This window comes from Burkholderia sp. SRS-25, from assembly GCF_004343765.1.
Classification (GTDB): Bacteria; Pseudomonadota; Gammaproteobacteria; order Burkholderiales; family Burkholderiaceae; genus Burkholderia; species Burkholderia contaminans.
Genome location: NZ_PTXM01000023.1, coordinates 28,624 through 49,142, shown reverse-complemented (window position 1 = coordinate 49,142; position 20,519 = coordinate 28,624). Strand labels below are relative to the sequence as shown.

Sequence of the window (20,519 nt, the reverse complement as noted above, 5' to 3'; positions counted from 1 at the left end):
ATGGAAACCAGCCGGCCCAATGATGAACAATCCGCGCTATGGAACGGCCCGTCGGGGCGCGCCTGGGTCGACACGCAGGCGCCGATCGACCGGATGTTCGAACCGCTGGAGAAGTTGCTTGCGGATGCGGCGGCCAAGTCATCCGCGTGCAGCGTGCTCGACGTCGGCTGCGGCACGGGCGCGGTCACGCTCGCGATCGCGCGGCGGCTCGGGGCGGATGTGCAATGCACGGGCATCGATATCTCGGCCCGGATGATCGACGCCGCACGGGCGCGCGCCGAACGCAGCGGCGTTCATGCCCGCTTCGTGCGCGCCGATGTGCAGACCCACGCGTTCGAGCCCGCGAGCGTCGACCTGATCGTGTCGCGCCTCGGCGTGATGTTCTTCGACGATCCGGAGCGTGCTTTTGCGAATCTGCGGCATGCGGCGCGGCCGAATGCGCAGATGCGGTTCATCGCATGGCGCAGCGCGGCCGACAATCCATTCATGACGATCGCCGAGCAAGCCGCCGCGCCGTTGCTGCCGAACCTGCCCGCCCGGCGGCCCGGCGCGCCGGGGCAATTCGCGTTCGGCGAACGGCAGCGGATCGCGTCGGTGCTGTCGGACAGTGGCTGGGCGGACATCGTGATCGAGCCGGTCGATTTGCCATGCGTGCTGCCCGAGCCCGCGCTGGACGACTACATCTCGCGGCTGGGCCCGGTCGGGCTGGCGTTGCTGGAGGTGGACGAGGCGACTCGGCGGCGCGTGGTCGACACGATGCGTGCGGCGTTCTCGCCTTACGTGAATGGTGCCGATGTGCGCTTCGACGCGGCAATCTGGCTCGTGACGGCGCGCGCACCGTCCGCGTAACGCGTTGCGGTAAACAGGTAGGCCCAGGAAGGGCCGGCCGGTTCGCCCCGCGCGTGGCCGTTCGCACGAGGCGAAGCCGGGCCGCGTGACAGTCGCGCGTCAGCGTCGCCGCGCGCGCAGCATCAACCACGCGCAACCGCCGGCGACCAGGGCGAGACCGAGCAGGACCGCTTCGACGCCGAGTGCAAACCCGGGCGGCATGTCCCCGGTGTCCGGCATCGGCGACAGGTTGATGCCCATCGCGATGGCGCCGCCGGCGAGCAGCGCCGCGCAGACGATCCAGTAGATCTTGCCCCGCGGCGCCGCGGCCCGGATTCGCCACAGTGCGATGCCGACACCGCCGAGGTAGAGCGCGGCGAGCGTGCCGAGCGCGATGACGTCGGAGGCGCGGCTTTGCAGGAGTCCGGTCATCGTGCCGCTCCATCGTGGGTGGCAGACCGCCACGGCACGGCAAGGGCGAAGTTCATTCGGCCTCCGTCGCATGCCCCGGCGCGCGGCTCAGCAGATGCGTGCGCTTGTCGGCCGCGAGCGACACGTAGCGTTCGTACTGGCGCAACACGTCGGCAATCACTTCGTCGCCGCGCAGGTATTCGACGTCGTAGCCGAGCCGCCCGTCCTCGAAGAACGTGACGATCCCGTACACGTGCGCCCGTTCCGCTTCCGGCTCGGCCGCCTCGCGCACCAGGAACGCGGCCGCGGATTTCACCGTCACGCGCACGCCGTACACGAAATCGCGGTGGTCGGCGGTCGGCACGGTGAGCCGCACGGCATCGTCGCTGTCGCGCTGCACGTTCGCATCGACACCGCTCGCGCGCAGCTCGTCGGCGACTTTGCGCAACGCGGGCTCGACCGTCTCGGCGACGAACTGGCGCGCTTCGGCTTCGGTCGTCTGCCGCAGGATGTGGGTCAGGCGGTGGCGCCAGTGCTGGCCGGTCCAGAAACTCGTCGCGGGTGCGACGTCCTGCGAATAGTGCACGCGGTCGGCCGCGAGCCCGCGCCACAGCCCGTAGCAGAGCGCGATCATGATGATCGCGACCGGGAGCGCGGCGATCAGCGTCATCGCCTGCAATGCGCCGAGCCCGCCTGCGACGAGCAGTACCGCGGCCGTCACGCCGAGCAGTGCGGCCCAGAACAGCCGTTGCCACACCGGTGAATGAGCGTTGCCGCGCGTGGCGATCTGGTCGATCACGAACGCGCCCGAATCGGCGGAGGTGATGAAGAACACCGCGATCAGCACGATCGCGGCGATCGACAGCAGTTGCGGCATCGGCAGGAAATCGAAGAAGCGGAACAGCAGCGCGTCGACGTTGGTTGCCGTTTGCGCGAGCGCGCCGGCCGCGCCGTGCGTATCGAGCCAGATCGCGCTGTTGCCGAACACGGTCATCCATACGAGGTTGAACGCGGTCGGCACGAGCAGCACGCCGATCACGAACTGGCGGATCGTGCGGCCGCGCGAGATGCGCGCGATGAACATGCCGACGAACGGCGACCACGACACCCACCACGCCCAGTAGAGGATCGTCCAGCCGCCGAACCAGCCTTCTTCTCGCGGCGGCGCATACGCATAGGTGCGGAACGACAGGTCGACGAGGCTCGACAGGTACTGGCCGATGTTGTCGCCGAGCGCGCGCAGCAGGAATGCGGTCGGGCCCGCGACGACCACGAACGCGAGCAGCAGGAACGCAAGCAGCAGGTTCAGCTCCGACAGCCGCCGCACACCCTTGTCGAGGCCGGTCGCGGCCGATACGCCCGCGAGGATCACGACGACCGCAACGAGCCCGATGCGAAACACGTTGCTGCCGGTGTCCCAGCCGGCGACGGTATGCAGGCCCGCGCTCAGCTGCATCACGCCGTAGCCGAGCGTCGTCGCGATGCCGGCGACCGTGCCGACCAGCGCGAACGCGTCGACCGTGTGGCCGATCCAGCCGTTGATGCGCTCGCGCAGCACCGGATACAGCCCCGAGCGCAACGTCAGCGGCAGGTTGTAGCGGAAGCCGAAGTACGCGAGCACGAGCCCCATCAGCCCGTAGATCGCCCACGCGTGGAAGCCCCAATGGAAGAAGGTCATCAGCATCGCCTCGCGCGCGGCGGTGGGCGTGCCGGGGTCGACGGTCGGCGGCTTCAGGAAATGCTGCATCGGCTCGCCGACGCCGAAATACATGAGGCCGATGCCCATGCCGGCCGCGAACAGCATCGCTGTCCACGACACGAAGCTGAATTCGGGTTCGGCATCGTCGGGGCCGAGCCGGATGTTGCCGAAGTCGCTGGCTGCGATCAGCACGAGGAACACGAGGAAGCCGGTGACGGCGAGCACGTAGAACCAGTCGAAGCGCGCGATGACCCATTGCTGGCCGGCGGAGAACAGCGCGCCGGCTTCGCTCGGGCGCAGTGCGCACACGACGAGCAGCGCGCCGATGACCGCGAGCGCGGGCAGCACGACCTGGGGCTTGAATGTCGTGCGGGGCGAGGGACGGGAATCTGGCATGGCTGGCATCCAGTTGTGGGCGCAACGAGGCGCGACGCCGCCCGGCGCGTACGTCACGCGTCGGACCCTGATACGGCGTGCGTCGAGTGTACCGCGGTGTCAGGACTGCAAGAAGGGGGCATGCAGAAGGGGAAACCTGACGAATTGTAAGGTATTGAGGAGATCGAGAAAACCCGCACGGTTCGCACGGCGGGCGGACAGTCCGCCGAAAACGCTGCGGCAGCCATGTATCGGGCGCCCGGGCAGCACGCGTGGAATCTGCGCAATGCGTGTCTCCCGGGGCAGGGGCAGCGCGCCGAAGGCGCTGCCGCGGGGGTTCAGAACGTGACGGCGATCCCGGCCATCCCGACGAACTGGCCGTGCGTCGTCGATGGCGTGAGCTGCTGCGAATCGCCGACGATCGGCGCCGCGTCGATCACGTGGCCGGCGCCTTGCGCACCGAGCGTTTGCCCGCTCGAATGCGTGTACGCCTGCAGCGCATAGAGCGTCGTGCGCTTCGACAGGCTGTACGACTCCTTCAGCGAATACTGCTGGTAGCGGGCCGCACTGTTGACGCCGTTTGCCTTCGACGCAAGGGTGTACGCGAACGCGCCGGCTACCGAGAATGTCGGCGTGAAGCGGTACGCGGCGAGCGCGCCGTAGGTGTTGAACACGGCCGTGTCCGTGAACGCGGAGCCGTTACCGGGCAGGTATTTCACGTTCGAGTAGTTGAGACCCATCGTCAGGTCGCCGAGCGTGTAGTTGCCGGCTGCCGCGACCTGCTCGACGGCCTTTGCGGTCAGGTAGCCCTGGTTCAGCACGGACACCGCGAAGCTGCCCGACGCGGCGGTCGCCGGATTCAGGAAACCGGCCGACGAGCCCGAGCTGTTGATGCGCAGGTAGCCGGCCGCGACGCCGATCGGCCCGTTCGCATAACGCAGCGCGGCGCTGAACGTGTTGCCCTTGCCGGTCGCGCCGGCAATGCCGCCGAATGCATACATCGCGCTCGCGGTCAGCCCGCCGAAGGTCGGCGACGTATAGGTGGCCGAGTTGTTCACGCGGATCGTCGTGTCGAGGCCGTCGATGTCGCCCGGATGCGCGCCAGTCGCGCCGGTCAGCCAGCTGCTCGACGCGTACGGGCCGACGAACAGGAAGTAGGGGGTGTACTGGCGGCCGGCCGTCATCGTGCCGTAGTGATCGTTGCGCAGGCCGACGAACGCCTGGCGATTGAAGATCAGGCCGGCGGCGGATTGCGCGCCGCTGTTCAGGTTGAAGCCGGACTGCAGGTCGAAGATCGCATGCGTGCCGCCGCCGAGATCCTCGTCGCCGCGCAGCCCGAATTTCGACGCATACAGGTTGCCGTCGCGCATGTAGACGTTCGAATGGCCCTGCTGATTGTTCACGTACGCGAGCGAATCGTCGACGACACCGTACAGCGTCACGCTGCTCTGTGCGTGGGCGGCGGTCGTGCCGAGCGATGCGGCCGATAAAATCAGGATTGCATAGCGGTTGACGGGTGCGTTCATTGACGATCTCCAGATCTCTTCATCTTTTCAAGGTGGGCGAGGCTCGGTCGCCTCCTCTGTGGCGGGCGGCGGGCCGCGTGAACGGCCCGTCTTGCGTGGGTGACGCGGTTCAGTTGTCGAATGCGACGACGAGGCGGCGCCATGCGCCATCCTGCGCATCCTGCTCGACGCGCGCGCCGCGCACGGCGAGCGGGCCTTGCAGCGAAGCGGGCAGCAGGATCTCGACGCGGTCGGCCGGGCGGGCCGGGCGGCCGTCCCAGCGCACCGATACGCCGAGCGCGCCCGACGCTTCGCGGCCGGTCTCGATGCGCCACAGCCCGTATTCGCCGTCGCGCCATGCTTCCGTTTCGCCGTCGTCCTCGACGCATTCGCCGTAGGCGATGCCGTCCTCGATGCGCGGCGCAACGAGGAAGCCGCGCGTGTCGGCACGCGCGCCGAAATGCTGTTCCGCCACGTTCAGCGGCAGCACGCGGCCCTCGCGCAGCAGCATCACCGGCGTGTCGAGCGGCGCGGGCAGCGTCACGCTCGCGCCACCGTCGAATGCCTGCGCGCTCGCGCAGCACATCCAGCGCGCGCCCGACGGCAGGTACACGGTGCGCGCCGTCAGGCCGGGATCGACGACCGGCGCGACGAGCAGCGCGTCGCCGAGCATCATGTCGTCGCATTCGTCGTAGCAGCGTGCATCGCCGGGGAAATCGGCGAAGGTCGGCCGCAGCACGGGCTCGTAGCGCGTCGTCGACAGCCACAGCAGGTGATAGAGGTAGGGCAGCAGCCGGTAACGCTGCTTGATCAGCGATGCAATCTGCGCGGTGATCTCCGGGTACATCCACGGTTCGTTGACGGTGCCGTCGTCGTTCCACGAATGGATGCTGAAACGCGGCATGAAGATGCCGAACTGCACCCAGCGCAGCAGCAGTTCGGGCGACGGCGCGGGCCCGGAGAAGCCGCCAATGTCGTGGCCGATGTTCGACACGCCCGACAGCGCGAGCCCGAGGCCCATCTTCAGGTTGTAGCGCAAGGTTTCCCACGACGTATAGTTGTCGCCCGACCACGTCTGCACGTAGCGCTGCATGCCGGCGCCGCCGGAGCGCGATACGAGGAATGGCCGCTGCGCCGGCGCATGCGCGCGCTGCGCGTCGCACGACGCGCGCATCATCAGCATCGTCTGCAGCACCTTCGCCTCGCGCGCGGGGAACGGCTGGCCGAAGCCGTGCGCGATCGCGTCGGGCGACCAGATCTCGTACTCGTTGTTGTCGTTCCAGGTCGACTCGATCCCGTAGTCGAGCAGCGCCGACGTGACCTGCTCGCGCCACCAGTGGTACGCGTCAGGCTGCGTGAAGTCGAGATACGCGCCGACCTCGTCCCAGAACTGCACCCATGCGGGCTCGCCGGACGCCGAGCGGATCAGCAGCCCGCGCCTGGCCGCGTCTTCGAATGCCGGATGGTCGCGCAGCAGGCACGGCTTGATGTTCGCGCACAGGCGGATGCCGTGGTCGCGGTAATGCTTCACGAAGCCCTTCGCGTCGGGAAACTTGTCGCGGTTCCAGTTGAACACGTAGCGCTTCGCGCCGATCGACGTATAGCCCGACGACAGGTGGAACGAATCGCACAGGATGTCGTGCGTGCCGCATTGTTCGACGAACTGGTTCATCTGCTGCTGCGCGTCCGGCGCGTCGGTGTAGCTCATCGTCGAGCCCGAATAGCCGAGTCCCCATTTGGGCGTGCGCGCGGGGCGCCCGGTGAGCCACGTGAAGCGCCGCGCGGCCGCGAGCGGCGTGCCGGGCGAGGCGATGAAGTAGTAGTCGAGATCGCCATGCTCGGCGACGAAATAGCGGTACGGGCCGTGATAGTTGTCGAGTTCGCGGCCCATGTCGAACGCGCAGTCCGACAGCGTGTCGTAGAACAGCCCGAACCCCTGGCAGGCAGCGGGCGACCACGTGATGTAGAACGGGATGTGCTTGTACAGCGGGTCGGTATGCTTCGCGCTGTAGCCCATCGCGTCGATGTTGCGCATCTCGAAGCGCGCGCCGGTGCGGTCGAGGTCGCCCGCGCGTTCGCCGAGGCCGAATACCTTGTCGCCGCGCTCGCGGGCGACGTAGTGATACGCGCGATCGTCCCACCAGCCGAAGTTGTACGCCTGCGTCGCACGGTCGGCGAGTGCGACGCGCCACGTGCCGTCCGCGCCGCGCATCGACCACGTGCAATGGCCGCCTTGCCGGCGCACCGCGACGCGGATCTGCGCGGTCTCGATGCACACGGCATCGTCGTCTTCGACGAGCGTATAGGCGGGCAGCGTGAAGCCGTCGAGATCGAGGCGGTCGCGCCCGTCGAGCGGTACGTCGTCCAGGCCCGGCGCGATCGACCACGTGCGCGGGTTGCGTGCCGTCGCGTCGGGCAGCACGCGCACCCGCACGATGTCGTCCTCGAGCACGAAGATCTCGACGGTCGCGCCCACCTCGGACGCGAGCAGCACACGGTTCGCGTGCTGGCCGGCGACGCGGAACACGGGCGGATGAAGAAGCGAAGTCATGAATGCGATTCCTGGTGAGAGCGAAGGTCAGGCGTGCCGGGCGAGCAGGCGTTCCTGCTTCGACTGCCCGCGGATCAGCATCGCGAGCAGCGTGACGCCGATGATGTCGAACAGGCCGAGGCACGCGAACAGCGGCGCATAGCCGATCTTGTCGGCGAGCGCGCCGACCAGCAGCGAGAAACCGAGCCCGCCGATCCACGCGGCCATTCCGGCGAAGCCGCTCGCGGTGCCGACTTCCTCGGGATCGAATACGTCGGCGGACAGCGTGTTGACGAGTGCGGAGATCATCTGGTGCGCGAAGCCGCCGACGCAGAACAGCGCGATGGCGGTGTACGGCGACGCGACGAGCCCGATCATCGCGGGCCCGAGCATCAGCACCGCGCCGAGCGCGACGCCGGCCACGCGCGACCACACGAGCGGCAGCTTGAACCGCTTCATGAGGTACGGCGACAGGTAGCCGCCCGCGATGCCGCCGAGGTCGGCCGCGAGAAACGGCATCCACGCGAAGATCGCGATCTGCTTGAGTTCCATGTGGCGCTCGGTCGCGAGATACAGCGGTATCCAGAAGCTGAAGGTCTGCCACGCGGGCTCGGCGAAGAAGCGCGGCAGCGCGATGGCCCAGAAGCGCCGCGCGGTGACGACATCGCGGATGCGGCGCTTCGACACGGGCGGCATCGTCGCCTGGCCGTCGCGGATCAGCGCGCGTTCCTGCGGCGTGATGCGCGGATGGTCCGCGGGCGACCGGTACTGCGCGTACCAGAGCGAGGCCCACACGAAGCCGAGCGCGCCGGTGGCCATGAACGCGGCCTGCCAGCCGAATTGCATCGACAGGAACACGACGAGCGGCGGCGCGATCGCGGCGCCGAGCGACGTGCCCGCGTTGAAATAGCCGACCGCGACGGACTTCTCGCGATCGGGGAACCATTCGGCGACCGCCTTCATCCCGGACGGAATCGCGGCGGCCTCGAACAGCCCGAGAAAGCCGCGCAGGATGCCGAGCGACAGCCAGCCCGACGCGAAGCCGTGCGCGACGCCGACCACCGACCACAGCATCGCGAACAGCGCGAACCCGAGCCGCAGCCCGATCAGGTCGACGATGAAGCCGCACACGGGCTGCATGATCGTGTAGCCGATCTGGAACGCGCCGACGATGTACGAATACTGCTGAGTCGAGATCGAAAAGACCTGCTTCAGCTCGGGGGCGAGCACCGCGAGGGAGTTCCGTGCGAGGTAGTTGAGGATCGTGCCGAGACATACGAGCACGATGATCCACCAGCGCAACGCCTTGACTGTTTTCACTGCTGTCTCCTGTCAGAGGGGCGGGCGCACGGCGCCAGCCGATCCGTAAGGGCCATCCGCTCGGGATGGCTTGTTCGTTTTATTCGTACGATGTCCGATCTTGATGGGCGCAGGTCATACCGGCTTATATCGAAAATACGGCATTCGAACGAACATTTTGTCGTCATCGGGCTGCGATGTTATCTGACGACTGATCATTTTCGAGCATCCTATGTTCGAATTCGAATGCGGTCAACGTGAAAATGCATTCGAACGAACTTGATTGGGGTTTTCCCGATGAGCGCGGCCACGCGGCGTGCGTGGCAACGCACGGCGATCACGCGCCCAGGGCCGTGCGGCGGGGCTGTGCGAGCGTCGGGTGAGCGAACGGGGCGGGGCGGGGTGTGACAACCGTGATGAAAATTTATTTCTTTTCGAGACGGGAGTTGTGTAAATTCATTTTCATCATCCTTGCAACAACCCTTCGCATGACGCCTCTCGTTCCGCCCGACGCCAGTCACGACGAACCCGCGATCGCCGAGCGGATCGCGTCGGCGATGCCGTTGATGACGCCGATCCACCGCCGCATGGGCGAGTTCGTGCTCGCGAATCCGTTTCGCGCGGCGACGATGCGCATCGACGAACTTGCGCAGGCCGTGAATGCGTCGATCGCGACCGCAAACCGCTTCGCGAAGGCGCTCGGTTTCGACGGCTATCCGGCGATGCGCGCGGCGCTCGTGCGCGGCTTCGAGGCGACGCTCGGGCCGGTCGAGCGGCTGCGTTCCGCGCAGGAGCAGGAGCCCGGCGTACGCGGAGCCGCGTGGATCGACGCGGTATTCGACCAGGCCGTCGCGAACATCGAGAACACGCGTGCGCAACTGGACGCAGCCGATGTCGAAGCCGCGGTCGAGGCGATCGTCGGCGCGCGGCGCGTGCTGATCCTCGGCGCGGGGTCGAGCGCGTTTCTCACCGGACTGATGGAGCACGGGCTGTCCGTCTGCCATGACAACGTGCAGTCGCTCGCGTTGCTCGGCGGCCCGTCGCACGCCGCGCGGCGGCTGTATACGGCCGACTCGCGCGATCTCGTGATCGCGCTCGCGTTTCCGCGCTACGTGAAGGACACCATCGAACTGGCGCGCCGCGCGGCGGCGCGCGGTGCGCGCGTGCTGGGTATCTCCGACGGCCCGCAATCGCCGCTCGCACCGATCGCGTCGCTGAACCTGTACGTCAGGGCCGAGCGGCGCTTCGCGGCGACGTCGGAAGCGGCCGTGCTCGCGATGATCGAGGCACTGATCGACGCGGTCGCGCTGCGCACGCACCGATCCGCGAAATCCGCGGCCGAGATGACCGAATTCCTGCTGCCGTGGCTCGTCCAGCCGCAAGCGACGCTGCCGGCCGCCAACCCTTCCACTCACCGTCCGAAAAAAACATGACTTCACCCGCGATCGTTGCGATTCACGGCGGCGCAGGCACGATCCTGCGCGAGGCGATGGATTCAGACACCGAACGCCAGTACCGTGCCGAACTGACCGCCATCCTGACGGCCGCGCAGCAGGTGCTGGCCGATGGCGGCAGCGCGCTCGACGCCGTCACCGTCGCGGTGCGGATGCTCGAGGATTGTCCGCTGTTCAACGCCGGACGCGGCGCCGTCTATACGGCCGAGGGCAAGCACGAACTCGACGCGGCGGTGATGGATGGCGCGACGCTCGGCGCCGGCGCGATCTGCTGCGCGACGCGCGTGCGCAATCCGGTGCTGGCCGCGCGGCGCGTGATGGAAGCCAGCGAGCACGTGCTGTTCGCCGGTGAGGGCGCCGATGCGTTCGCAGCCGCGCAGGGGCTCGAACTCGCGGAACCGGGCTACTTCGACACCGAGGCGCGTCACGCGCAGTGGGTCAAGGCGCGCGCAGCGGCCGGCGTGATGCTCGACCACGATGCGGCGACGTTCTCGTTCGGCAAATCACGGCAGCAGCAACCGGCCGAACCGCTCGACCCGGATCGCAAGCACGGCACGGTCGGCGCGGTCGCGTGCGACCGGCACGGCCACATCGCGGCGGCGACGTCGACGGGCGGCATCACGAACAAGCTGCCGGGGCGTGTCGGCGATTCGCCGATCATCGGCGCGGGCTGCTATGCGGACGACGCAACCTGCGCGGTATCCGCGACGGGCACCGGCGAGATGTTCATCCGGCTCGCGACCGCCCATGACGTGGCTGCGCAGATTGCGTATCGCGGCGCGTCGCTCGCCGATGCCGCGCACGACGTCGTGATGAACAAGCTGCCGCGCCTCGCAGGCCGCGGCGGGATCATCGCGGTCGACGCGCAGGGCAACGTCGCGATGCCGTTCAACACCGAAGGGATGTACCGCGGTTACGCGCGCGTCGGTGAAGCGCCGGTGGTCGGCATCTATCGCGACGACGACACGGCCTGAAACCGCACCGCACGAGGAGGAGATCCACGATGACTTCGAGCCGTAACCCGTCCGGCCTGGTGCTGCCCGAGCAGCGCGTGGTGGCCGTCGACGACCTGTCGGTCACGTTCCGCCGCGAAGGCGCGACGTTCGACGCGGTGCGCAACGTGTCGTTTCACGTCGACCGCGGCGAGACGCTCGCGATCGTCGGCGAATCGGGCTCGGGCAAGTCGGTCACGTCGCTCGCGCTGATGCGGCTCGTCGAGCACGGCGGCGGCGCGATCACGAGCGGCCGGATCGCGTTCCGCCGGCGCGGCGGTGCAATTGTCGATCTCGCGCAGGCCAGCGGCGCGACGATGCGCGGCATTCGCGGCGCGGATATCGCGATGATCTTCCAGGAGCCGATGACGTCGCTGAACCCGGTGTTCACGGTCGGCGACCAGATCAGCGAGGCGATCGCGCTGCACCAGTCGAAAAGCCCGTCGGAAGCGCGCGCGGAAACGCTGCGGCTGCTCGAACTCGTGCGCATTCCGGAGGCGCGCCGCGTGTTCGCGCGCTATCCGCACCAGTTGTCGGGCGGGATGCGGCAGCGCGTGATGATCGCGATGGCGCTGTCGTGCCGGCCGTCGCTGCTGATCGCCGACGAGCCGACCACCGCGCTCGACGTGACGATCCAGGCGCAGATCCTGCAACTGGTGCGCGGGCTGCAGGACGAAATGAACATGGGCGTGATCTTCATCACGCACGACATGGGCGTAGTGGCCGAAGTGGCCGACCGCGTGCTCGTGATGTATCGCGGCGAGAAGGTCGAGGAGGGCGAATCGGATCGCATCTTCGCGGCGCCGGAGCATCGCTACACGCGCGCGCTGCTCGCGGCCGTGCCGAAACTCGGCTCGATGCAGGGCACCGATGCGCCCGAGAAATTCCCGCTGCTGAAGGTGGAGGGCGCGAGCGCGACGCCCGCAACCACGGCGTGCGCCGCGAACGACGCGGCGCAGCCGCCCGTCGATCACGCTGCACCGCCGATCCTGCGCGTGCGCGATCTCGTCACGCGCTTCCCGGTGAAGAGCGGCGTGTTCGGCCGCGTGTCGCAATACGTGCATGCGGTCGAGCGCGTGAGCTTCGAGCTGCGCGCGGGCGAGACGCTCGCGCTCGTCGGCGAATCGGGCTGCGGCAAGTCGACCACCGGCCGCTCGCTGCTGCGCCTCGTCGAATCGCAGAGCGGCTCGATCGAATTCGACGGCCGCGACATCAGCGCGATGAAGGGCCATGACTTGCAGGCGCTGCGCCGGAACATCCAGTTCATCTTCCAGGATCCGTTCGCGTCGCTGAACCCGCGCCTGACCGTCGGCTTTTCGATCATGGAGCCGCTGCTCGTGCACGGCGTCGCGAGCGGCCGCGAAGCGCAGGCGCGCGTCGACTGGCTGCTCGACAAGGTCGGCCTGCCGCCCGAGGCCGCGCGCCGCTATCCGCACGAATTCTCGGGCGGCCAGCGTCAGCGGATCGCGATCGCGCGCGCGCTCGCGCTGAACCCGAAGGTCGTGATCGCCGACGAATCGGTGTCGGCGCTCGACGTGTCGGTGCAGGCGCAGATCGTCAACCTGATGCTCGACCTGCAGCGCGAGCTCGGCGTCGCGTACCTGTTCATCTCGCACGACATGGCGGTGGTCGAGCGCATCAGCCATCGCGTCGCGGTGATGTATCTCGGCCAGATCGTCGAGATCGGCCCGCGCCGCGCGGTGTTCGAGGCGCCGCAGCATCCGTACACGAAGAAGTTGATGAGCGCGGTGCCGGTGGCCGATCCGGCACGCCGGCATGCGCCGCGCCAGCTGGCGGCGGACGAGATTCCGAGCCCGATCCGCGCGGTCGGCGACGAGCCCGCCGTCGCGCCGCTCGTGGCGGTCGGCCCCGATCATTACGTCGCGACGCACCGCGTCGGCGGCGCGTACTGAAGAAATGCATCGCCACGGCGATGCGCGAGCGTGCAGGAAGTCGAAACCGAAACGCCCGTGAGGCGTCACCGATTCACCGATAGGAGCCCAGCAAAATGACCAAGCAGCATCCGTTCCCGATGTTTCGTCCGCGCGCGTGTTTCGTCGCGCTTGCCGGCGCGTTCGCGCTGTCGGCCGCGGTGCCCGCGTTCGCGCAGCAGACCGCGGTGATGGCGGTGGATTCGACGTTCACGACGATGGACCCGTACGACGCGAACGACACGGTGTCGCAGGCCGTCGTCAAGTCGTTCTACCAGGGGCTGTTCGGCTTCGACAAGGACATGAAGCTCGTCAACGTGCTGGCGACCAGCTACGACGCGAGTCCCGATGCGAAGACTTACACGATCAAGCTGCGCCAGGGCGTGAAGTTCCACGACGGCACCGATTTCAACGCGGCGGCCGTGAAGGCGAACTTCGACCGCGTGACCGATCCCGCGAACCACCTGAAGCGCTACAACATGTTCCGCGTGATCGAGAAGACCGAAGTGGTCGATCCGTACACGGTGAAGATCACGCTGCGTGAGCCGTTCTCGGCGCTGATCAACACGCTCGCGCACCCGTCGGCCGTGATGATCTCGCCGGCCGCGCTGAAGAAGTGGGGCCGCGACATCGCGCTGCATCCGGTTGGCACGGGCCCGTTCGAGTTCGTCGAATGGAAGCAGACCGACGACCTGAAGGTGAAGAAGTTCGCCGGCTACTGGAAGAAGGGCTATCCGAAGATCGACGCGATCGACTGGAAGCCGGTGGTCGACAACAACACGCGTGCGGCGCTGATCAAGACCGGCGAGGCCGATTTCGCGTTCCGCATCCCGTTCGAGCAGGCGACCGACCTGAAGGGCAACCCGAAGGTCGACATCGTGGAGCGGCCGTCGATCGTGCAGCGCTACGTGTCGCTGAACATGCTGCAGAAGCCGTTCGACAACCCCAAGGTGCGCCAGGCGCTGAACTACGCGGTGAACAAGGAAGCGCTCGCGAAGGTCGCGTTCTCCGGCTTCGCGACGCCGTCCACCGGCGTGGTGCCGCAGGGTGTCGACTACGCGACGAAGCTGGGCCCGTGGCCGTACGACCCGGCGAAGGCGCGCGCGCTGCTGAAGGAAGCCGGCTATCCGAACGGCTTCGAGACGACGCTGTGGTCCGCGTATAACAACTCGACGTCGCAGAAGGCGATCCAGTTCGTGCAGCAGCAGCTCGCGCAGGTCGGCGTGAAGGTGCAGGTGCAGGCGCTGGAAGCCGGCGAGCGCGTCGCGAAGGTCGAGAGCGCGCCGGATCCGGCGAAGGCGCCGGTGCGGATGTACTACATCGGCTGGTCGTCGTCGACGGGTGAAGCGAACTGGGCGATCACGCCGCTGCTCGCCGGCGCGTCGGCGCCGCCGAAGCTCGTCAACACCGCGTACTACAAGAACGACACGGTCGACGGCGATCTGACGAAGGCGCTCGAGACGGTCGATCGCGCGAAGAAGGCCGACCTCTACGCCGATGCGCAGAAGCAGATCTGGACCGATGCCCCGTGGATCTTCCTCGTGCAGGAGAAGATCGTGTATGCGCGCAGCAAGCGGTTGCAGGGTGCGTACGTGATGCCGGACGGCTCGTTCAACTTCGACGAAATCTCGCTGAAATGACAGTGGTGATGACGGCGGCTCGCCCGCCACGCGGTGCCGGCGGCGCAAGCCGCCGGTACGCTGATTCGATCGGTGCCCCATGCTGAATTTTCTCGTCAAACGCCTGTTCGGCCTGCTGCCCACGCTCGCGATCGTCGCGGTGCTGGTGTTCCTGTTCGTGCACCTGCTGCCCGGCGACCCGGCGCGGCTCGCGGCCGGCCCCGAAGCCGACGATGCGACGGTCGCGCTCGTGCGTGCCGATCTCGGGCTCGACAAGCCGATGCCGACCCAGTTCGCGAACTTCTTCGTGAAGATCGCGCACGGCGATTTCGGTGTGTCGACGCGCAGCAAGCGGCCGGTGTCGACCGAGATCGGCGAGCGCTTCATGCCGACGCTGCTGCTGACGCTCGTCAGCATGGTGTGGGCGACGGCGTTCGGGATGGCAATCGGGATCGCGTCTGCCGTGTGGCGCAACCGCTGGCCCGACCGCCTAGGGATGACGCTCGCGGTGTCGGGCATTTCGTTTCCCGCGTTCGCGCTCGGCATGCTGCTGATGGAAGTCTTCTCGGTGAAGCTCGGCTGGCTGCCGGTCGTGCCGGACGGTTCGTGGAAGAGCTACGTGCTGCCGTCGCTGACGCTCGGCGCCGCGGTCGCGGCCGTGATGGCACGCTTCACGCGCGCGTCGTTCGTCGAGGTGCTGAACGAGGATTTCGTGCGCACCGCGCGCGCGAAGGGCGTGCACGAGCCGATGGTGGTGCTCAAGCACTGCCTGCGCAACGCGATGATCCCGGTCGTCACGATGATGGGGCTGCAGTTCGGCTTCCTGCTCGGCGGCTCGATCGTCGTCGAGGTCGTGTTCAACTGGCCGGGGCTCGGGCGCCTGCTCGTCGATGCGGTGACGATGCGCGACTACCCCGTGATCCAGGCGATCGTGCTGCTGTTTTCGCTCGAGTTCATCCTGATCAACCTGACCGTCGACGTGCTGTACGCGGTCATCAACCCGACCATCCGGTTCAAGTGAGGCGCGCATGAACGCGACAGTCCAGACCGCGGCGCCGGCCGCACCCGCCGCGATCCGCACGCCGTGGCGCGAATTCTGGCGCAAGTTCCGCAAGCAGACCGTCGCGCTCGTCGCGGGCGGCTTCGTGCTGGCGCTCGTCGTGCTGGCGTTCGTCGGGCCGCACATCGTGCCGTTCGATCCCGAGAACTATTTCGACTACGACGCGTTGAACGCGGGGCCGTCGGTCGTGCACTGGTTCGGCGTCGATTCGCTCGGCCGCGACATCTTCAGCCGGATCGTCGCTGGCACGCGCATCTCGCTCGCGGCCGGCTTCTTCTCGGTCGCGCTCGGCGCGGTGATCGGCACGTTCTTCGGGCTGCTCGCCGGCTACTACGAAGGCTGGTGGGACCGCATCACGATGCGCGTGGCCGACGTGCTGTTCGCGTTCCCGGGCATCCTGCTCGCGATCGGCGTGGTCGCGATCCTCGGCAACGGGATGGTCAACGTGATCTGCGCGGTCGCGATCTTCAGCATCCCGGCCTTTGCGCGGCTCGTGCGCGGCAACACGCTGATGCTCAAGCACATGACCTACGTCGAGGCCGCGCGCAGCATCGGCGCGTCGGACTGGACGATCATCATGCGGCACATCCTGCCGGGCACCGTGTCGTCGGTCGTCGTCTACTTCACGATGCGGATCGGCACGTCGATCATCACGGCCGCGAGCCTGTCGTTCCTCGGGCTCGGCGCGCAGCCGCCGACGCCGGAGTGGGGCGCGATGCTCAACGAGGCGCGCGCGGACATGGTGACGGCGCCGCACATCGCGATCTTCCCGAGCCTGGCGATCTTCCTGACCGTGCTCGCGTTCAACCTGCTCGGCGACGGGCTGCGCGACGCGCTCGATCCGAAGCTGGAGCGCCGCTGATGCGCGATGCACCGATGTGGACGGCGACGCTGCCGGCCGGGCCGCGCGGCACGATCGCCGACGTGCCGGGCGTGACGGTCGGCCATTGCACGCTCGATGCCGGCAACGTGCAGACGGGTGTGACCGTCGTGAAGCCGCATCCGGGCGACGTGTACCGCAGCAAGGTGCCGGCGGGGGCTGCGGTGATCAACGGGTTCGGCAAGAGTGTCGGGCTCGTGCAGGTCGACGAGCTCGGCACCCTCGAGACGCCGATCGCGCTCACCAATACGTTCGGCGTCGGTGCGGTCGCGCAGGCGCAGATCCGCGCGGCGATCGCGGCGAATCCGCAGATCGGCCGCGACTGGTCGACCGTCAACCCGCTCGTGTTCGAGTGCAACGACGGCTATCTGAACGATATCCAGGCGTTCGCGGTTACGGCCGCGCATTACGACGACGCGTGCCGCGCGGCGTCGCGTGATGTCGCACGCGGCGCGGTGGGTGCCGGGCGCGGGATGTCGAGCTTCGACCTGAAGGGCGGGATCGGTTCGGCGTCGCGCGTCGCCGTCGCGGCCGGCCGGCCCTATACGGTCGGCGCGCTCGTGCTCGCGAATTTCGGCCGGCTGCCGATGCTGACGCTCGGCGGCGTGCCGGTCGGGCGCATCGTCGCGCAACGGCGTGCGGCCGAGGCCGCGCATGTGGCGCTGCCGGAGCAAGGGTCGATCATCCTGCTGCTGGCTACCGACGCGCCGCTCGATGCGCGGCAATTGTCGCGGCTCGCGCGCCGTGCAGGTGCGGGGCTGGCTCGCACGGGCTCGGTCTACGGGCACGGCAGCGGCGACATCGCGCTCGCTTTCTCCACCGCCTGCACGATCGCGCACGACGCATCGACCATCGCGCTGCCCGCCCTCGTCGCCGATGCGGCGCTCGATCCGCTGTTCATGGCCGCGGCCGAAAGCGTCGAGCATGCGATCGCCGACGCGCTGCTGCAGGCCGTGACGGTGGCCGGGCGCGACGGCCACGTGCGGCAATCGCTGCGCGATGCGGTGCCCGATCTCGATCGCCTGTTCAACGAAGGCCACGAAGGACGTCTTATCCAGTCATGAAGATCCTGATTTCAACCGACATCGAAGGCGTTGCCGGCGTATTCGCCACCGAGCAGACGCGCGCCGGCAATCCGGAATACGAGCGCGCGCGCCGCTGGATGACCGCCGAGGCGAACGCAGCGATCGAAGGCGCGTTCATGGGCGGCGCGCAGGCGGTGTGGGTCAACGATTCGCACGGCGGTTTTCGCAACCTGCTGCCCGACGGGCTCGATGCGCGTGCGCGTGTCGTGCTCGGCAAGCCGCGCACGCTCGGGATGATGACGGGCCTCGAACAGCAGCCCGACCTCGTGTTCATGATCGGCTATCACGCGAAATCGCAGACGCGCGGCGTGCTCGCGCACACGATCAACGGCTTCGCGTTCACGCAGGTATGGCTGAACGGCGTCGAACTCGGCGAAGCCGGGCTGTACGGTGCGCTGGCGCGGGAATACGGCGCGCACGTCGCGCTGGCCACGGGCGACGACGTGTTCGCGGCGGAAACGCAGCCGTTGTTTCCGGATGCGCATTTCGAGACGGTCAAGACGGCCGGCGGTGCGTCGAGCGGCGATACGCTCACGCCCGCCGCGTCGTGTGCGCGGATCGCAACGGCTGCGCGCGAAGCGGTTGCGCACGCACTGTCGGCAGGCGTGCGCGCCGGCGCCCATCGGCCCGCGCCGGCCGCGTGCACGCTGCGCGTGCAGACGGCGGCGCTGGCCGACCTGTTCTGCGTGCTGCCGCAACTGGAGCGCGTCGATGCGGTGACGTTGCGCTTCGACGGGCCTTCGGTCGAGCATGTGGTGCGCACGCTGAACAGCTTGTCGGCGATGTCGTTCATGCTGCGGTGATGCGCATTGCCGCCATCCTGCTTGCGCGCCGCGCGTCGTCAGGCGTTGCCGCCGGGGTTCGCCGTCACGGCGAGCAGGAACGCTTCCATCGCCGCGACCAGCGCGAGCGGCGTCTCGTTCATCGGGTAGTGGCCCGCATTGCGCAGCACGTCGACGGTGGCGAGCGGGTAACGCCGCAGGTAGGTGCGGGCCATCAGTGCCGCGTCGAACGCCGGATCGTGCTCGCCGATCAGCACCTTTACCGGATGGATGCCGGCGATCTCGTCGCCGAAATCCGTATCGGCCCACGCGCGGAAGTACGCGCCGAACGCCGGCGACGAAGAACGGGCTGCCGAATACGCGGCTTTCCACTCGACCCAGGAGGCGGGCAGCCGGCCGCCGGTGCTGCGATCGATGATGGTCCGGCGATCGGCGACGTGGTCGGCGGCACGTTCGAATAGCGCACGTTTCTCCGCGTCGAACGGCAGGCCGCCGCACGGCACGGGCGTGATCGGCACCAGCGCGCGCACGCGCTCGGGCGCGATGACGGCGACTCGCTCGGCCGCCATCGCACCCATCGAATGGCCGACGATGCTGAAGGTCGCGAAATCGAGCGTGTCGGCCAGCGCGAGCGCGTCGCCGGCGATCTCGTCGATCGTGAAGTGGCCCGCTGCGTCGCGCATGCGGCCGTAGCCACGGTAGTCCATGAATACATAGCTGAAGTGCTCGCGCGACAGCCACGCTTCGACCGGTTCGAACGCGTGGGCGTCGCCGAACCAGCCGGGCAGTACAAGAACAGGGTGGGGGCCGTCCCCCACGCGATGAAACGTATTCGGCATGTCCGCTCCGATGCAGTGGTAATCCGGCCTGTCAGGCCGACGGGTCTTGCGGCCGTCAGGTCGCGCAAGCGTGGAGCGGATCGTAGATCGCGCGAAGGAGACCCGCCTTCGATATCGGGTCATTGATGATGGAATTCGGGCCGTGAGAAATACGCTGTTAGATCCCTACGAAAACATTCCGCGAAGCGTGGTCGTGACTGCAAACGACTATGCGGCGGGCACGACGTTTCCGGAGCACGCGCACGGACGCGGGCAATTCGCGTTCGCGTCGCGCGGCACGATCAGCGTGTCGACGCCGCACGGCCGCTGGCTGGTGCCGCCGCAGCGCGCGTGCTGGGTGCCGGCCGGCGTGCGGCACGAAATGACGATGACCGGGCCGGTCACGATGCTCAACACGTTCGTGTCCGGCGACGCCGCGCAGGAGGCGGGCCTGCCCGAGCAGTGCGGTGTGTATGGCGTATCGGCGCTGCTGCGGCAACTGATCGACGATGCGATCGACCTGCCGGCCCTGTACGACGTCGACGGGCGCGCGGGCAAGCTGATGGCGCTGCTGGTCGCGGAAATCGCGACGATGCCGCGCCTGTCGCTGCATGCGCCGCTGCCGGCCGACGCACGGCTGGCGAAGGTGTGCCGGCACCTGCTCGCGTCGCCGTCGATCGCGGCCGATCTCGACCAGGTGGCCGCGGACGCGGGCTTGAGCCGCCGCACGTTCACGCGGCAGTTCCGCGCGCAGACTGGCGTGAGTTTTGCCGTATGGCGCCAGCAGGTGTGCATGCTCGCGGCGATCGCACGCCTGAGCGACGGGCAGCCGGTGACGCGGGTCGCCCTCGATCTCGGGTATGCGAGCGCCAGCGCGTTCACGTCGGCCTTTCGCCGCATTCTGGGCGATACGCCGAGCCGCTATCTGGAGATTCGGCGCTAACCGGAAGGAAGCGGCGCACGGCACGCCGGTCTGCCGGTTGCCGCCAAAAAAATACGCGCCTGCCAACTTCGGTCAGACGCGTTTAAAGGCACTCGGTCAGAAAAAATGCGCGCCCAGCCTGCCGGACGATGTCGCGCATGACATGCGTAATTGTTGCCTATTCCGATTCAATCTCATCGAAGCGTTGCGGATAGCGAAGAATACGCCGCATAACGCGCAAACGATATCGTGTCGGACGAACGACTTGTGTGCTATCGCAGCATGCGTTTCAATCGCGCGTTCGATACGGGGGCGGAAGGCCCGTGGCA

16 protein-coding genes are annotated in these 20,519 nt (G+C 67.9%); 10 read left to right on the top strand and 6 right to left on the bottom strand.

Going from position 1 to position 20,519, the window contains the following annotated elements; genetic code table 11:
* Nucleotides 1-849: a class I SAM-dependent methyltransferase gene (locus tag C5O79_RS29585; RefSeq protein ID WP_131931983.1), complete on the top strand. Its 849-nt coding sequence runs from the start codon at nucleotides 1-3 to the stop codon at nucleotides 847-849.
* Between the two features lie 99 nt (nucleotides 850-948).
* On the opposite strand, the gene C5O79_RS29580 is transcribed toward C5O79_RS29585, so the two are convergent.
* The 5 genes from C5O79_RS29580 to C5O79_RS29560 form a co-directional block, all read right to left on the bottom strand.
* A complete protein-coding gene (locus C5O79_RS29580) occupies nucleotides 949-1,260 on the bottom strand; it encodes a hypothetical protein (RefSeq protein ID WP_122475593.1) in 312 nt (103 codons plus the stop codon).
* Between the two features lie 52 nt (nucleotides 1,261-1,312).
* Entirely contained in the window at nucleotides 1,313-3,334 is a 2,022-nt protein-coding gene (locus C5O79_RS29575; RefSeq protein ID WP_122475595.1) for a BCCT family transporter, read from the bottom strand.
* 317 nt (nucleotides 3,335-3,651) lie between these two features.
* Nucleotides 3,652-4,839, bottom strand: coding sequence for a porin (locus tag C5O79_RS29570; protein ID WP_122475597.1), 1,188 nt, complete (start codon nucleotides 4,837-4,839; stop codon nucleotides 3,652-3,654).
* Between the two features lie 109 nt (nucleotides 4,840-4,948).
* Complete coding sequence (locus C5O79_RS29565) at nucleotides 4,949-7,369, bottom strand: glycoside hydrolase family 31 protein (RefSeq protein ID WP_122475599.1); 2,421 nt, start codon at nucleotides 7,367-7,369, stop codon at nucleotides 4,949-4,951.
* 27 nt (nucleotides 7,370-7,396) lie between these two features.
* Nucleotides 7,397-8,668 carry an MFS transporter gene (locus C5O79_RS29560; RefSeq protein WP_131931981.1) on the bottom strand — a complete coding sequence of 424 codons (1,272 nt, stop codon included), beginning with the start codon at nucleotides 8,666-8,668 and terminating at the stop codon, nucleotides 7,397-7,399.
* A 467-nt stretch (nucleotides 8,669-9,135) separates the two neighbouring features.
* On the opposite strand from C5O79_RS29560, the gene C5O79_RS29555 reads away from it, so the two are divergent.
* The 8 genes from C5O79_RS29555 (at nucleotide 9,136) to C5O79_RS29520 (ending at nucleotide 18,471) form a co-directional block, all read left to right on the top strand.
* Complete coding sequence (locus tag C5O79_RS29555; RefSeq protein WP_039357021.1) at nucleotides 9,136-10,080, top strand: MurR/RpiR family transcriptional regulator; 945 nt, start codon at nucleotides 9,136-9,138, stop codon at nucleotides 10,078-10,080.
* A complete protein-coding gene (locus C5O79_RS29550; RefSeq protein ID WP_131931979.1) occupies nucleotides 10,077-11,075 on the top strand; it encodes an isoaspartyl peptidase/L-asparaginase in 999 nt (332 codons plus the stop codon). Before C5O79_RS29555 ends, C5O79_RS29550 begins: the two co-directional genes overlap by 4 nt.
* Nucleotides 11,076-11,104: 29 nt before the next feature.
* A complete protein-coding gene (locus C5O79_RS29545; RefSeq protein WP_122475605.1) occupies nucleotides 11,105-13,006 on the top strand; it encodes a dipeptide ABC transporter ATP-binding protein in 1,902 nt (633 codons plus the stop codon).
* A 95-nt stretch (nucleotides 13,007-13,101) separates the two neighbouring features.
* Entirely contained in the window at nucleotides 13,102-14,664 is a 1,563-nt protein-coding gene (gene gsiB, locus C5O79_RS29540; RefSeq protein ID WP_046547602.1) for a glutathione ABC transporter substrate-binding protein GsiB, read from the top strand.
* A 79-nt stretch (nucleotides 14,665-14,743) separates the two neighbouring features.
* Nucleotides 14,744-15,664 (top strand): glutathione ABC transporter permease GsiC, encoded by a 921-nt coding sequence (gene gsiC, locus C5O79_RS29535; protein WP_039357012.1) that lies wholly within the window; start codon nucleotides 14,744-14,746, stop codon nucleotides 15,662-15,664.
* A 7-nt stretch (nucleotides 15,665-15,671) separates the two neighbouring features.
* On the top strand, nucleotides 15,672-16,565 hold the full coding sequence (gene gsiD / locus C5O79_RS29530; RefSeq protein ID WP_046547604.1) for a glutathione ABC transporter permease GsiD: 894 nt from the start codon (nucleotides 15,672-15,674) through the stop codon (nucleotides 16,563-16,565).
* Nucleotides 16,565-17,647, top strand: coding sequence for a P1 family peptidase (locus tag C5O79_RS29525; RefSeq protein WP_122475607.1), 1,083 nt, complete (start codon nucleotides 16,565-16,567; stop codon nucleotides 17,645-17,647). Before gsiD ends, C5O79_RS29525 begins: the two co-directional genes overlap by 1 nt.
* Nucleotides 17,644-18,471 carry a M55 family metallopeptidase gene (locus C5O79_RS29520; protein WP_047850127.1) on the top strand — a complete coding sequence of 276 codons (828 nt, stop codon included), beginning with the start codon at nucleotides 17,644-17,646 and terminating at the stop codon, nucleotides 18,469-18,471. Before C5O79_RS29525 ends, C5O79_RS29520 begins: the two co-directional genes overlap by 4 nt.
* Nucleotides 18,472-18,509: 38 nt before the next feature.
* On the opposite strand, the gene C5O79_RS29515 is transcribed toward C5O79_RS29520, so the two are convergent.
* A complete protein-coding gene (locus C5O79_RS29515; protein WP_047850126.1) occupies nucleotides 18,510-19,289 on the bottom strand; it encodes an alpha/beta hydrolase in 780 nt (259 codons plus the stop codon).
* 142 nt (nucleotides 19,290-19,431) lie between these two features.
* Between C5O79_RS29515 and C5O79_RS29510 the strand changes: the two genes are divergently transcribed.
* Nucleotides 19,432-20,211: a helix-turn-helix transcriptional regulator gene (locus C5O79_RS29510; protein WP_046547608.1), complete on the top strand. Its 780-nt coding sequence runs from the start codon at nucleotides 19,432-19,434 to the stop codon at nucleotides 20,209-20,211.
* Nucleotides 20,212-20,519 lie beyond the last annotated feature (308 nt).